The 14273-nt window shown below is 68.4% G+C and carries 10 protein-coding genes and 1 pseudogene; 7 read left to right on the forward strand and 4 right to left on the reverse strand.

The genetic code is table 11. The features are described 5' to 3' along the window. Positions 1 to 301: 301 nt before the first annotated feature. Genes IG04_RS0129440 through IG04_RS0129450 form a run of 3 tightly spaced genes read left to right on the forward strand, consistent with a single transcriptional unit; the run spans position 302 to position 3886 of the window. The gene (locus IG04_RS0129440) at positions 302 to 1033 is read left to right on the forward strand and encodes a 3-hydroxybutyrate dehydrogenase (protein WP_030479994.1); all 732 of its coding nucleotides are present in this window, start codon (positions 302 to 304) and stop codon (positions 1031 to 1033) included. Between the two features lie 10 nt (positions 1034 to 1043). Continuing rightward, the gene (locus tag IG04_RS0129445) at positions 1044 to 2342 is read left to right on the forward strand and encodes an MFS transporter (RefSeq protein ID WP_030479995.1); all 1299 of its coding nucleotides are present in this window, start codon (positions 1044 to 1046) and stop codon (positions 2340 to 2342) included. After that, a complete protein-coding gene (locus IG04_RS0129450) occupies positions 2339 to 3886 on the forward strand; it encodes a helix-turn-helix domain-containing protein (RefSeq protein ID WP_051770916.1) in 1548 nt (515 codons plus the stop codon). Before IG04_RS0129445 ends, IG04_RS0129450 begins: the two co-directional genes overlap by 4 nt. Here IG04_RS0129450 and IG04_RS0129455 read toward each other — a convergent pair. The 4 genes from IG04_RS0129455 to IG04_RS0129470 all read right to left on the reverse strand — a co-directional run bounded on the left by IG04_RS0129455 (position 3866) and on the right by IG04_RS0129470 (position 9448). Beyond that, the gene (locus IG04_RS0129455; protein ID WP_030479997.1) at positions 3866 to 5356 is read right to left on the reverse strand and encodes an APC family permease; all 1491 of its coding nucleotides are present in this window, start codon (positions 5354 to 5356) and stop codon (positions 3866 to 3868) included. The two genes, IG04_RS0129450 and IG04_RS0129455, sit on opposite strands and share 21 nt — an antisense overlap. Beyond that, the gene (locus tag IG04_RS0129460) at positions 5357 to 6826 is read right to left on the reverse strand and encodes a GMC family oxidoreductase (protein ID WP_245816748.1); all 1470 of its coding nucleotides are present in this window, start codon (positions 6824 to 6826) and stop codon (positions 5357 to 5359) included. Continuing rightward, positions 6823 to 8262, reverse strand: a complete 1440-nt coding sequence (locus IG04_RS0129465) for an aldehyde dehydrogenase family protein (RefSeq protein WP_051770918.1) — start codon at positions 8260 to 8262, stop codon at positions 6823 to 6825. The genes IG04_RS0129460 and IG04_RS0129465 overlap by 4 nt, the downstream gene beginning before the upstream one ends. Before the next feature lie 82 nt (positions 8263 to 8344). Then, the gene (locus IG04_RS0129470) at positions 8345 to 9448 is read right to left on the reverse strand and encodes an NAD(P)/FAD-dependent oxidoreductase (RefSeq protein WP_030480000.1); all 1104 of its coding nucleotides are present in this window, start codon (positions 9446 to 9448) and stop codon (positions 8345 to 8347) included. Positions 9449 to 9716: 268 nt separating this feature from the next. Between IG04_RS0129470 and IG04_RS0129475 the strand changes: the two genes are divergently transcribed. From IG04_RS0129475 to IG04_RS48300, 4 genes and pseudogenes are all read left to right on the forward strand, one after another. Then, entirely contained in the window at positions 9717 to 10487 is a 771-nt protein-coding gene (locus IG04_RS0129475; protein ID WP_030480001.1) for an IclR family transcriptional regulator, read from the forward strand. Positions 10488 to 10638: 151 nt separating this feature from the next. Next, entirely contained in the window at positions 10639 to 13005 is a 2367-nt protein-coding gene (locus tag IG04_RS0129480) for a GcvT family protein (protein WP_030480002.1), read from the forward strand. Next, positions 13002 to 14105, forward strand: a complete 1104-nt coding sequence (solA, locus tag IG04_RS0129485) for an N-methyl-L-tryptophan oxidase (RefSeq protein WP_030480003.1) — start codon at positions 13002 to 13004, stop codon at positions 14103 to 14105. The genes IG04_RS0129480 and solA overlap by 4 nt, the downstream gene beginning before the upstream one ends. Further along, positions 14095 to 14265, forward strand: a pseudogene (locus IG04_RS48300) (aromatic ring-hydroxylating dioxygenase subunit alpha); the annotation flags it as partial. The gene solA and the pseudogene IG04_RS48300, both read left to right, overlap by 11 nt. Between the last annotated feature and the right edge of the window lie 8 nt (positions 14266 to 14273).

Consider the following 14273-nt stretch of genomic DNA (forward strand, 5'->3'; position numbering starts at 1 on the left):
CGGGGAACAGCTACGACTTGACGGGCTCGGGAGTGGGCTCCGAGCTGGTCAGACCGGCCTCCTGTGCGATGCCTTCGAGCTCGCGCAGGAGGTCGTCGTAGATAGGTGTTGCAGACATGGTATGGCCCCCTTTTGCTGATCTTCCCCCGTTCAGGTGACGGGAGCTTACGCCCCTATACCCCGTCTATTCGCCATATATGCCTCCCAGACGCTAAATGTTGGCTAAAGCCATCTTGTGACCAGGCGTTATGTGGGTGCACCACATGTTGAGCACGCCGTGTGACGCCTACCGTTTCCGTTCATGTCGAGTGTCACGGGTCACAGCGCGCTGGTCACCGGAGCCGCGAGCGGCATCGGCCTGGCCTGCGCCCGCGCACTGGCCGCCGCGGGTGCCAAGGTCCATCTGGCCGACCGCGATCCCCGGGTTCTGGCGCTGGCCGAGGAGCTCGGCGGGGTCGGCCATGTGCTGGACCTCACCGGTTCCGTGGACGCGTTGCCCGGCGAGATCGACATCCTGGTCAACAACGCCGGCGTGCAGCACGTCGCGCCCATCCACGAGTTCCCCGCCGAGCGCTTCTCGGCGATGGTCGAGCTCATGCTGGGAGCCGCGTTCCGCCTCACCCGGCACGTGTTGCCGCACATGTACTCGCGAGGCTGGGGCCGGCTCGTCCACATCTCCAGCGTGCACGGCATGCGCGCGTCCGTGTTCAAGTCCGCTTATGTCGCCGCCAAGCACGGCCTGGAAGGCTTTTCCAAGGTCGCTGCTCTGGAAGGCGCCCCGCACGGGGTGACGTCGAACTGCGTGGCGCCCGGCTATGTGCGGACCCCGTTGGTGGAGAAGCAGATCGCGGACCAGGCCAGGGTGCACGGCATCTCCGAGGCGGACGTCTCGTCGCAGATCTTCCTGCAGCGCAGCGCGGTGAAACGGCTGATCGAACCCTCCGAGGTCGCCGACGCCGTGCTGTGGTTGTGCGGCAACAGTTTTGTCACCGGTACGTCGTTGGCCGTCGATGGCGGCTGGTCAGCTCAATGAGGAGTTGTCGATGATCAAAAAAGTGGTAGGCGCCTCGCTCATCGGGACAACTGTCGAGTGGTACGACTTCTTCCTCTACGGCTCGGCAGCCGCCCTGGTGTTCAACAAGCTGTTCTTTCCGACCGCGGACCCGTTGACGGGCACGCTGCTCGCGTTCACCACGTACGCGATCGGCTTCCTGGCCCGGCCGCTGGGTGGCCTTGTCTTCGGCCACTTCGGGGATCGCCTGGGGCGCAAGAAGCTGCTGGTGTTGTCGTTGCTGCTGATGGGTGGCGCGACGATGCTGATGGGCGTGCTGCCGACGTACGCGTCGGTGGGCGTCCTGGCGCCGGTGCTGCTGACGTTGCTGCGGCTCGTGCAGGGCTTCGCGCTCGGTGGCGAGTGGGGCGGGGCCGTGCTGATCGTGTCGGAGCACGGTGATCCGAAGCGGCGCGGGTTCTGGGCGTCGTGGCCGCAGGCCGGTGTGCCGTGCGGGAACCTGCTCGCGACCGGTGTGCTGGCGGTGCTGGCGGCCGTGCAGTCGGACGAGGACTTCCTCGCGTGGGGCTGGCGCGTCCCGTTCCTGCTCTCCGGCGTGCTCGTGGTGATCGGGCTGTGGATCCGGCTGTCGGTGTCCGAGTCGCCGATCTTCCTGGCGGCACAGGAGAAGGCGGCGAAGGAGAAGGGGCCGGAACCGGAGAAGGCGCCCGCGCTGCTGCTGCTCAAGCACAACTGGCGCGAGGTGCTGATCGCGATGGGCGCGCGGTTCGCCGAGAACGTGTCGTACTACGTGATCACGGCGTTCATCCTGGTCTACGTGGTCACCGGCCTCGGACTGTCGAAGTCCGTGGGGCTCAACGCGGTGCTGATCGCCTCGGCGGTGCACCTGGTGACGATTCCGGTGTGGGGCCACCTGTCCGACCGGTTCGGGCGGCGGTCGATCTACCTCCTCGGCGCCGTCGGCATGGCCGCGTGGATCTTCGCGTTCTTCCCGCTGCTCGACACCAGGGACCCGGTGCTGATCACGCTGGCGACGACCGTCGGCCTGGTGCTGCACGGTGCGATGTACGGGCCGCAGGCGGCGTTCTTCTCGGAGCTCTTCGGGACGCGGGTGCGGTACTCGGGCGCGTCGGTCGGGTACCAGCTGGCGTCCATCGTGGCGGGTGCGCTGGCGCCGCTGATCGCGACGGCGCTGTTGCAGGCGTACAAGTCGTCGTTCCCCATCGCCGTCTACGTGTTGATCACCTGCGTGATCACCGTGGTCGCGATCGCGTTCGCCAAGGAGACCCGTGGTGCGGACCTGGAGGAACATGACAGGGTTGGGGTGTGACACGACGGCGTGAGGCCGAACTGGCGGCGTTGTTCGAGACCGCGTCCGAGCTCGCGGGCATGCGCGACCCGGACGCGGTTCTCCGCTCGATCGTGCGCAGGGCCCGGACCCTGCTCGGCACGGACGTCTCCTACCTGTCGATGAACGACCCGGCCGGCACCTACATGAGGGTGACGGACGGGTCGTTCTCGCCGTTGTTCCAGAAGGTCAGGCTGGGGCTCGGCGAGGGCCTGGGCGGGCTCGTCGCGCAGACCGCCCGGCCGTACGCGACGTCCGACTACTTCGCGGACGCCCGGTTCAACCACACGAACCCGATCGACTCGGCGGTGCACGACGAGGGCCTGACGGCGATCCTGGGCGTGCCGCTGAAGCTCGGCTCGAAGGTCATCGGCGTGCTGTACGCGGCCGACCGGACCTCACGCGAGTTCCCCGCCGAGGAGGTCGCGCTGCTGCAGTCCCTGGCCGACCACGCGGCCATCGCGATCGACACGGCGTCGTTGTTCGCGACGATCCAGTCGCACAACGAGGCCATGAAACGCGCTGAGGAGGCGCACGACCGGCTCACGGACCTGGTGCTGCGCGGTGGTTCCTCGGCCGAGGTCGCGGCGGCGGTGGGGGAACTGCTCGGCGGACCGGTCGAGGTGCTGGACGTCGTGCCTCCCGCCGCCGTGCGGGCGAACGGGCGGGCCGTGCTGCTGTCCGGCGTGTGGGTGTGCGCGGTGCTGGCCGGGTCGGAGCTGCTGGGTGGGATCGCTCTCTCGGGCCGCCCGGACCTGCCCGACGCGGACCGGCGGGTGTTCGAACGGTCGGCGGCGGTGACGGCGTTGTTGCTGCTGCTGCGCCGGACCGTGGCCGAGGCGGAGAACAAGGTCCGCGGTGAGCTGATCACCGACATCCTGGACGGGCGCGACGCCGCCGGTCTGCTGGCACGGGCACGCCGGGTCGGCGTGGAGCTGAGCGATCCGCACGTGGTGCTGGTGGCGGACGGGAACCTGTCCGGGGCCACGCACTACGCGTCCGTCCACAGGGGACTGGCCGGGTCGCGCGGCCGGGACGTCGTACTGGCGTTGCCGTCGGTGTCCACGCACGTGGCCCGCGAGGTGGCGAAGGCGCTGGACGCGACGGTGGGCGCGTGCGGTCCGGTCGCGGGGCCGATGGCGATCGCGGCGGCCTACGAGGAGGCGCGCCGGTGCCTGAAGGCGTTGCGGCAGCTGGGCCGCGACAAGGACGCCGCCACGATGGACGACCTCGGGTTCGTCGGCGTGCTGCTGGGCGACAGGGCGGACGTGTCCGGGTACGTGCGGTCGGTGCTCGGCCCGGTGCTCGACTACGACTCCGAGCGCGGCACGGAACTGGTGCACACGCTGGAGGTCTACTTCCGCTGCGGCGCGAACCTCAGCCGTGCCAAGGCGGAGCTGCACCTCCACGTCAACACGGTCACGCAACGGCTCGACCGGGTCTCGTCGCTGCTCGGCGACTGGCAGTCGCCGGAACGCGTGCTGGAGGTGCAGCTCGCCCTGCGCCTACTTCGCCTGCAGGGTTAGCGGTTCCCCGACCGGCACCGCGTCGCCCGCCGCCGCGTCGGAGTTGCCGAACGGCTTGGCGATCAGCATGTAGACCAGGCCGATGCCGACCACCAGGACACCGCTCAGGATGACGACGTAGTTGTCGTACCAGGGCGCGTCCGGGGTGCGCGGCCAGACCATGTTCACCATCGCCGCGACGCCGTACGCGAGCGCCAGGACGTTGACGATCATGCCCCAGCGGCCCAGCGTGAACTCGCCGGACGGCACCCAGCCCTTGATCCTGGCCCGCAGCGCGGCGAACACGACCATCTGGAAGCCCAGGTAGATGCCGAGCGTCGCGAACGACACGATCTTGGCCAGCGCGTCCGAGGAGAGCATCGACGCGAAGATGATGATCGCCGGGATGACACCGGCGAGCGCGAGGGCGTACGGCGGGATGTGGCGCTTCTTGTTGAACCTCGCGAGCGCCCTGTGCCCGAAGATCATCTTGTCGCGGGCGTACGAGTACGTCAGCCGGGACGCCGCCGCCTGCAACGACATCGTGCAGGACAGGAACGAGATCAGCACGACGCCGATCACGATCTTGTAGCCGACCGGCCCGAACGCGTTGGTGAGGATGTTCGTGACGGGGTCGGCGTCCTCGCCGGAGATCACCCTGCCGAAGTCCGGCACCGCCAGCAGCAGCGACAGGCACGCGAACGTGGCCGCCGCGCCACCGATGTAGATGGTGCGGCGCATGGCCTTCGGGATGACGCGGCCGGGGTCCTTGACCTCTTCCGCGGTGTCACCGCACGCCTCGAAGCCGTAGTACTGGTAGAGGCCGATGATGCCCGCCGCGAAGAACGCCGGCAGGTAGCTGCCCGAACCCTCCGCGCCGAAGCTGTCGAACAGCACGCCCAGGCCGTGGACGCGGTTGTCGACGAGCAGCCAGATGCCGACCGCCAGCGCACCGATGATCTCCGCGGCGAACCCGAAGATCGCTGCCCACGACAGGACCTTCGTGCCGGCGTAGTTGATGAGCGTGGAGACCACGATGATCGCGATCGCGCACAGCACAGTGTTGCCGACGTTGGCCGTGTAGCCGAGAAGCGTGGCCAGATAAGGGCCCGCGCCGTAACTGACGGACGCGATCGTGACCAGCAGGGCGATCATGTACACCCAGCCGGTCATCCACGCCCAGCGCTTGCCCCACAGGCGGCGTGCCCACGGGTACACGCCGCCCGCGACCGGGTACTGCGCCACGAGCTCGCCGAAGATCAGCGCGACCAGGAACTGGCCGACGCCCGCGACGACGAAGCTCCAGATCATCGGCGGGCCGCCCAGGGCCAGGGCGACGCCGAACAACGTGTACGTGCTGACCACGGGGGAGAGGTAGGTGAAGCCCAGCGAAAAGTTCGCCCAGGGACTCATGTCCCGCTTGAACTCCGAGGTGTAACCCAGATTCCGGAGCCTGTCCTCCGCTGACAGTGTCGAATCAGTCTGGGTCACTCACGCCTCCTTGATCAGGTCCGCGGCGCGTTCTCCAATCATGAGCACCGTGACCATGGGGTTCACGGTGGGCATGGTCGGGAACACGGACGCGTCGACGACCCGGAGGCCTTCGAGCCCGATGACCTTCAGGTCACCGTCCACAACGGACCCGATGGCGCAGGTGCCCGCCGGGTGGTAGACGGTGTGGGCCGCTTTGCGGCCGTACTCGGACAGGGCCTCGTCGCTCGTGACGTCCGGCCCCGGCGCGATCTCCCGCTTGAGCCACGACTTCAGCGGCTCCTGCTCGGCGATCCCGCGCGCGATCCGGAAGCCGTCGACGAGGGTCTGCTCGTCGTAGCCGCCGGGATCGGTGAAGTAGCCGAAGTCGAGCGCCGGCTTCTCGGTGGGATCACTGGACTTCAGCCACAGCCTGCCCAAGCTGCGCGGCCTGGGGATGTTCGGCGTCATGCAGACCCCGTGCTCCACCGCCGGGTAGCCGAGGCGTTCCGTGTTGGTGGTGAACGGGATCTGGTAGAAGTGGAACATCAGGTCCGGCCGCGGGTCGGACTCGTCGCGCCGGATGAACAGACCGGCGTCGGAGTCCATCACCGAGTTCTCCGGCAACGGCTTCGTGGTCTCCCAGACGATGACCGACTCCGGGTGGTCGAGCAGGTTCTCGCCGACGCCGGGCAGGTCGTGCCTGGGCTCGATGCCGATGCTGCTCAGGTGTTCGGCGTCGCCGATGCCCGAGAGCATCATCAGCCGCGGCGTGTCGATCGCGCCCGCGCAGAGCAGAACCTCTTTGTTGGCCTCGATGTAGCCCTTGTCGGTGTGCACGCCGATCGCACGGGTGCCGTCGAACTCGATCCTGCCCGCCCAGGTGTCGAGCAGCAGCGTCAGGTTCCTGCGGTCCAGGATCGGATGCACGTAGGCAGTGCTGGCGCTGGAGCGCTGGTTGTTCTTCTCCGGGTGGTAGGCGATGGAGAAGAAGCCGACACCGTCCTCGAAGGGCTTGGCGTTGAAGTTCTCGATCTCCGGGACGCCCGTGGCCTGCTGCGCGGCGGCGACGAAGTCCTTGGCGATCGGGTTCCGGTCCTTCTCCACCACGGGGATGATGTTGAGCTGGACCTTGTCGTAGTACGGGCCGACCGCGTCCCACGTCCAGCCGTGGCCCCAGCCGTCGAGGTCCTGCGGCAGCGGCTGGAAGCAGATCAGCGTGTTGTGGCTGGAACATCCGCCGAGCACCTTCGCGCGGCTGTGCCGGATGTGCGAGTTGCCGCGCGGCTGCTCGACCGTCGGGTAGTCGTAGTCGTACTCGGTCTCCAGCAGGTTGATCCAGTTGCGCAGGTTCAGGATCTTCTCGTCGCCGACGTCGGAGGGGCCGCCCTCGATGACCGCGACCGTGACGTTCTCGTCCTCGGTGAGTCGTGCCGCGAGCACACAGCCCGCCGTTCCGCCGCCGACGATCACGTAGTCGTACGCCGTCACTTGGAGTCCCTTCGCGCGAACCAGTTCTGGGCTTCAGGCTTGAGGTTCTGGTACACGTGCTTGGGCTCGGTGTACTCGTGCAGCCCGGCGGTGCCGAGTTCGCGGCCGACGCCGGAGCGCTTGAAGCCGCCCCACTCCGCCTGCGGCAGGTACGGGCCGAACTCATTGATCCAGACCGTGCCATGGCGCAGCTTCTTCGCGACGCGCTGCGCCTTGTCCAGATCCTGGCTCCAGACACCGCCGGCGAGGCCGTACTCGGTGTCATTGCCGAGCATGATCGCCTCTTCCTCGGTCTCGAAGCGCTCGGCGGTGATGATCGGGCCGAACGTCTCGTCCTGGACGAGCTTCATGTCCCTCGTGCAGTCCGCGTAGACCGTGGGGCGGAAGAAGAAACCGTTCTGCAGCTCGGCTTCCTCCGGACGCCTGCCGCCCGCCTTGAGGGTCGCGCCCTCCTGCCTGGCGACCTCGACGTAGCTCTCGACCTTGGCCCGGTGCTCGGCGCTGACGAGGGGACCGGACTCGGTGTCCTCGTCGAACCCGTTGCCCAGCTTGATGAGATCGGCCCGGCGCGCGACCTCGTCCACGAAGTCGTCGTAGACGCTGGAGTGCACGATGAGCCTGGTACCGGACGAGCAGACCTGGCCGGCGTGGAAGAACGCGGCGGTGAGCGCGTAGTCGACGGCGACGTCGATGTCGGCGTCCGCGAAGACGATGTTCGGGTTCTTGCCGCCGAGTTCGAGCGCGACCTTCTTCACGGTCTTCGCGGCCGACGCCATGATCCGCTGACCGGTCGCGAGGCTGCCGGTGAACGAGACCAGGTCGACGCCGGGGTGCTCGGACAGCGGCGCGCCGACCTCCGGGCCGGTGCCGAGGACGAGGTTCGCGACCCCGTCCGGCAGTCCGGCCTCCTGCAGCAGCTCGAACAGCTTGATCGTCGTGAGTGGGGTGATCTCGCTGGGCTTGGCCACGATCGTGTTGCCCGCCAGCAGGGCGGGCGCGATCTTCCAGGACATCTGCAGCAGCGGGTAGTTCCAGGGCGCGATCAGGCCGCAGACGCCGACGGGTTCGTAGTCGACGCGGCTGATGACGTCCGCCGGGACACCCTGGACGATCTTCGGGTGCAGCAGCCCGGCGAGGTTGCCGTAGTAGCGGAACACGGCGGCGACGTCGTCCACGTCGATACGGCTCTCGACCAGCGTCTTGCCGGTGTCGAGCGTCTCGGTGCGGGCGATGTCCTCCTTGTCGCGTTCCAGGAGGTCCGCGACGCGGTTCAGCACGGCGGCGCGGTGTTCGGGGCTGGAGTGCTGCCAGTCGCCGTGGTCGAAGGCGTTTCTCGCCCTGGCGATCGCCGCCACGGCCTGGTCGCGGGTCTGCTCCTCGACCTCGGTGATGACGCTCTGGTCGAAGGGGTTGATGATCTGCCGCACCGGCGACACGGACTGCCTCCCTGATTCACGTGTCCATGAAGGACACTCGGGTACTTATCCGGTCGCCGGTGGCGGTAAACCGTGACGACCGTTACTTCAGATTCCGGCGAAGCCGGGTGAAGAGTCGTGCGTTGCTCATGGCCACAATGCCAACGATGTCGTCCGGATGGTCACCGTCTCGATAGGTCGCTACGAACTTCCTGTCCTCGATGGCCCCATCTTCTACGCGAACGTCCTCCGTCGCTCGCCCGATGAACTGGATCCGCACGCCGTACTGGTCGGACCAGACGTAGCCGCCGTTGGTGTGCGTCGCGACGGTCTCGCCCGCGAGCAGGTTCCGGGTGGCGATCTGTGCCTGTTCGGTCGCGCTCGTCCAGTGCTCGGCACGATGCCCGGCGCAGTTCGCGACGTCGCCGACGGCGACGATGTTCCGCAGATTCGTCACGCCACCCGCGTCGCACAGGACGCCGTTGCCGACGTTGACCGGCCCGCCGGTGAGCCAGTCCGTCGCCGGGCGTGCGCCGATGCCCGCGACGACGACGTCGGCGCCGACGACACGGCCGTCCGCGAGGTTGATTCCGCCGTCGACGTTGACCGAGTCAACATTGATCCCCGTGATCAACGTTGATCCATGGTCGCCGTGCAGGTGTCCACATGCAGCGCCCATCTCGGCGCCCAGCACGCGCGTGAGAGGCGTGGGGAGCGCCTCGACGACGGTGACCTCCTTGCCCAGAGCGCGCGCACTGGAGGCGATCTCGGCCCCGATGAAGCCGGCGCCGATGATGCCGATGTGCTGCGCGGTGCCGAACGCCTCGCGGAGCTTGATCGCGTCGTCCAGCGTGCGCAGGACGTGCGTGCCGGGAATCGTGCGCGGCAGCCCGCCCGTCGCGATGACGATGCCGTCGGCCTCGACCGTCGTGTCGTCGCTGAGCGAGATCTCCCGGCTGGAGAGCAACCCGGTCGCTCGCACGCCCAGGCGCCACTCCGCGCTCAGCGCGTCGAGGTCCTCCTGGTCCGCGAGCGGCACCGCCTCGACCTTGCCGAGGAGGAAGTCCTTCGAGAGAGGAGGCCGGTCATAGGGGAGATGGACCTCGTCGCCGACGACGACGATCCGTCCGTCGAACCCCTGCTGGCGCAGTGCCTGCGCCGACCTCAGACCGGCGAGTGAGGCGCCGATGATCGCGATCGTCTTCACGCCACGTCCCTGTTCACTTCGGCATCGACATAGACCCCTCCATCTTTCACGTGGAGAGGACAGGTGCTCACCGCTATCGGCGCCCGAGGACCGACGATGCGAACCGCCTCCCCTGGGGGCAGGTCCATGAGAGCGCAGGCGCGGATCATCGTCGGCCTCCGTTGCGTGACACGGCACACGTTCCGAATGACGCAACACAATGTGCGGCTCCGAAGACCCGCCGTCAAGAGTCCAGCCGGTTGTTTTGCCTGCCGGTTACTGTTGCGCGATGAGCAACTCCGACTCGGCAGCTCAGGTGCAGTCCGTGGACAGAGCCATCAGCGTGCTCGAACTACTGGCGCAGGGCGAGGCCGGTATCACCGAAATCGCTGGTGAGCTGGGTGTGCACAAGTCCACGGTGTCCAGACTCGTCTCCGTGCTGGAGTCGCGTGGCCTGGTGGAGCAGCTCGGTGAAAGGGGCAAGTACGCCATCGGTTTCGGGGTGGTGCGCCTGGCCGGCGCCGCCACCGGTCGCATGGACCTGACCAAGCTCGGCCAGCCCGTCTGCGAGACCCTCGCCGACTCGTTCGGCGAGACCGTCAACATCGCCGTGCACGACGCCGGCGTCGCCATCAACATCACCCAGGCCCGCGGCTCGGCGGCCGTCTCCGCCGTGAACTGGATCGGCCAGCGCACACCCCTGCACGCCACGTCGTCCGGCAAGGTCCTGCTCGCCTACCTGCAGGCGGACGAGCGCAAGCGCTTGGCGTCGCTGCCGCTCGACTCCTACACCGAGAACACGGTCGTGGATGCGTCACGGCTGCTCGCGGAACTGGAGGAGGTCGCGGAGCAGGGGTACGCGGCGTGCTTCGAGGAGCTCGAACTGGGCCTGCATGCGGTGGCCGTCCCGGTGCGCGGGCACCGTGGCGAGGTGGTCGCGGCGATGAGCGCGTCCGGGCCGTCGTACCGGTTGTCGCGGGAACGGGTGGACCAGATCGTGTCCACGATGTCGTCGGCGGCGGCGGATCTCTCGGCGCAACTCGGCTACTTCGCAGGCTAGTGGCGCGACCCGGAACGTCGGCGAGGGGGCGCGCCTCCTCGCCGCGGGTAAGCCCGAACGGCCGTCTTGACAGCCGGACGCCCTGACCGCAGGTTGTTGCAGATAGCGGTACGAGTTCTGTTACTCGCAACTGCGGCGAAGGGGTGTCCTGATGCCTGGTGCAGTGCCTCGCGTGGTGCTCGTGGGGGCGGGGATCGTCGGGTGCGCGCTGGCCGACGAGCTCACCGAACGAGGCTGCACCGACGTCACGGTCCTCGACCAGGCGGCGGGGCTCGCGGTCGGCGGGTCCAGCGGGCACGCGCCCGGCCTGGTCTTCCAGACGAACTCGTGCCGCAGCATGACGAGCTTCGCCCGTTACACGGTCGAGAAGTACACGGCGCTGGGCTGCTTCGACCAGGTCGGCGGCCTGGAGATCGCCACCAGCCCCGAACGGCTCGCCGACCTCGCGCGCAGGCACGGCTGGGCCACGTCCTGGGGCGTGCGGAGCCGGCTCATCGACGCGGACGAGGTCGCGCGGCTGCACCCGTTGCTGGACCGGGACCAGGTGCTCGGCGGGTTCCTGATCCCGAGCGACGGCCTCGCGAAGCCCGTCCAGGCCGCCGAGATCCAGGCGCGGCGGGCCATCGAGCGCGGGGCGCGGTTCGAGTTCGGGCAGGAGGTCGTCGCCGTCGAGACCGCGGGCGACCGGGTCACCGGCGTGCGGACCGGGACGGACGTGTTCGCCGCCGACATCGTCGTGTCGTGCGCCGGGATGTGGGGGTCGCTGCTGGGCGAGATGGTCGGGCTGACCGTTCCGCTCGTGCCCATGGCCCACCAGTACGCGTTCAGCGGCGACCTGAACGCCGACGCGGAGACGTTGGCACGCCAGCCGATCCTGCGGCACCAGGAAGCCGACCTGTACTTCCGCTCGCACGGCAAGGCGCTGGGCATCGGCGCGTACGGGCACCGGCCCATGCCGATCGCGGCGCGCGACATCACCGGCTCGGAGCTGCCGTTCACCGAGGAGGACTTCGAGGAGTCCTGGGCATCGGCCGTCGAGCTGATCCCGGCGCTGGCGCAGGCCGGGGTGGATCGCGGGTTCAACGGGCTGTTCTCGTTCACCGGCGACGGGATGCCGTTGCTGGGCGAGCACCCGGCGCTGCACGGCTTCTGGGTGGCGGAGGCGGTGTGGATCACGCACTCCGCGGGCGTGGCGCGGTCGATGGCCGAGTGGATCGTGGACGGGCAGCCGGAGCTGGACCTGCACTCCAGCGACCTCAACCGGTTCGAGCAGGTGCAGCTGGCGCCCGACTACGTGCTGGAGCGCGCCTGCCAGAACTTCGTCGAGGTCTACGACGTGCTGCACCCGTTGCAGCCCATGGAAAGCCCGCGGCCGATCCGCACGAGCCCGTTCTACCGCAGGCAGCAGGAGCTCGGCGCGTTCTTCCTGGAGGCGTCGGGCTGGGAGCGGCCGCACTGGTACGAGGCCAACGCGGGCCTGCCCGAGGTCGCCGAGGTGCCCACGCGGAACGAGTGGGCGAGCCGGTTCTGGTCGCCGATCTGCGGGGCCGAGGCGCTGGTGACACGCAAGCGGGTCGCGCTGTTCGACATGACACCGTTGAAGCGGCTGGAGGTCGGCGGGCCGGGAGCGCTGGAGTTTCTGCAGCGCATGACGACCAACAATCTCGACCGCAAGCCCGGCGCCGTCGTCTACACCCTGCTGCTGGACGAACAGGGCGGCGTGCGGAGTGACCTGACGATCGCCCGGCTCGGCGCGACGACGTTCCAGGTCGGCGCGAACGGCAACCTCGATCTCGACTGGCTCACCCGGCACGCGCCGGACGACGTCTTCATCAAGGACATCACGGCCGGAACGTGCTGCATCGGACTGTGGGGCCCGTTGGCGCGCGATCTCGTCAACGACGTCTCGCACACCTTGGACACGCAGAAGGGGTACTTCACCGCGCAGAAGGCGTTCATCAAGAACGTTCCGGTGACGGCGCTGCGACTGTCCTATGTGGGCGAACTGGGCTGGGAGCTCTACACCACCGCGGACCTCGGCCCGAAGCTGTGGGACACACTGTGGGAGGCCGGGCAGCGGCACGGGGTCATCGCCGCCGGGCGCGGCGCGTTCAACAGCCTGCGCCTGGAGAAGGGCTACCGGTCGTGGGGCACGGACATGACGACCGAGCACGACCCGTTCGAGGCGGGGCTCGGGTTCGCGGTGCGCCAGGACAAGGAGTTCCTCGGCAAGGGATCGCTACACAACCTCACCTCGACCAAGAAGCTCACCTGCCTCACGATCGACGACCCGCACAGCGTCGTGCTGGGCAGCGAACCCGTGTTCCACCAAGGAGAACCGGTCGGCTACGTCACGAGTGCCGCCTACGGGTACACGACCGGTCTCAACATCGCCTACGCCTGGCTGCCCAGCGAGATCGACGACGAGGTTGAGATCGAGTACTTCGGGCAGAAGGTCAAGGCGCGCCCTGCTCAGGAGCCGCTGTTCGATCCCAAGATGAAGCGACTCCGCGGATGACCTACGACGTCATCGTCATCGGGCTCGGCGGCATGGGCAGTGCCGCCGCGTACCGGCTCGCCCAGCGCGGGAAACGGGTGCTGGGACTGGAGAAGTTCACGCCCGCGCACGCGCTGGGGTCGAGCCATGGCGGGTCGCGCATCACGCGGCAGGCCTACTTCGAGGACCCCGCGTACGTGCCGTTGCTGCTGCGGGCCCACGAGATGTGGGACCAGATCGAGCGGGACAGCGGTGAACGGATCTTCCACCGCGTCGGCGGGATCATCGTCGGCGATCCGGACAGCGGCGCCATCACGGGTAGCCGGGCGAGCGTCGAGCAGTTCGGTCTGGAACACGAACTGCTCGGCGCGTCCCAGCTCCGCGAGCGCTTCCCCGCCCTGCGGCCGGCGCACGACGAGATCGGGCTGTACGAACCCGGCGCGGGCTTCGTCGTGCCGGAGACGTCCGTCGCGGCACACCTGGCGCTCGCCCGGCGTGCGGGAGCCGACCTGCGTTTCGAAGAGCCGGTGACGCACTGGGAGCCCGGCAGGGTCACCACGAGTCGCGGGACCTACGAGGCCGGGCACGTCGTCCTGTGTCCCGGCCCGTGGGCGCCGGAGTTGTTGGGAGACCTGCGAATCCCGTTTGAGATCGAACGTCAGGTCCAGTTCTACTTCACCCCGGCCGAGCCGTTCGCCGGCTACCCGATCTACATCTGGGACCGCGCGGACGGCACGAGCTTCTACGGCTTCCCCGAACACGACGGCGCGGTGAAGGTCGCGTTCCACCACGGCGGCGAGATCTGCACGCCCGAGACCATCGACCGCACGGTGCACGCCCACGAGGTCGAGGCGATCGTCACCGCCACGAGGTCTCCGATGCCCGGCCTCGCCGGCACGTTCCAGCGAGCCGCGACCTGCATGTACACCAACACCGCCGACCGGGACTTCGTCATCGCCCGCCACCCGGAGCACGACGGCGTGACCGTGGCGTGCGGCTTCTCCGGGCACGGCTTCAAGTTCGTGCCCGTCGTCGGCGAGATCCTCGCCGACCTCGCGATCGACGGGGCCACGCGGCACTCGATCGCGCTGTTCGACCCTGCCCGTCTGCACCGGCCGTGACGTCTCTCGCTCGGTCGAGCTGTTCCACCGGGTGAACGAACAGGACTTCAAAGCTTGCGAGCGATTCCGGCCCGCGCATGGTGGGGTGCTGGTGCTCCCGGAGCACCACATCGGCGGTTTCCACGACTGGCTCGTCAAGAAACTCGAATCAGCCGACTAGGGGATCGA

Origin of the sequence: Lentzea albidocapillata (assembly GCF_000719115.1) — a bacterium.
GTDB classification, from domain to species: domain Bacteria; phylum Actinomycetota; class Actinomycetes; order Mycobacteriales; family Pseudonocardiaceae; genus Lentzea; species Lentzea albidocapillata.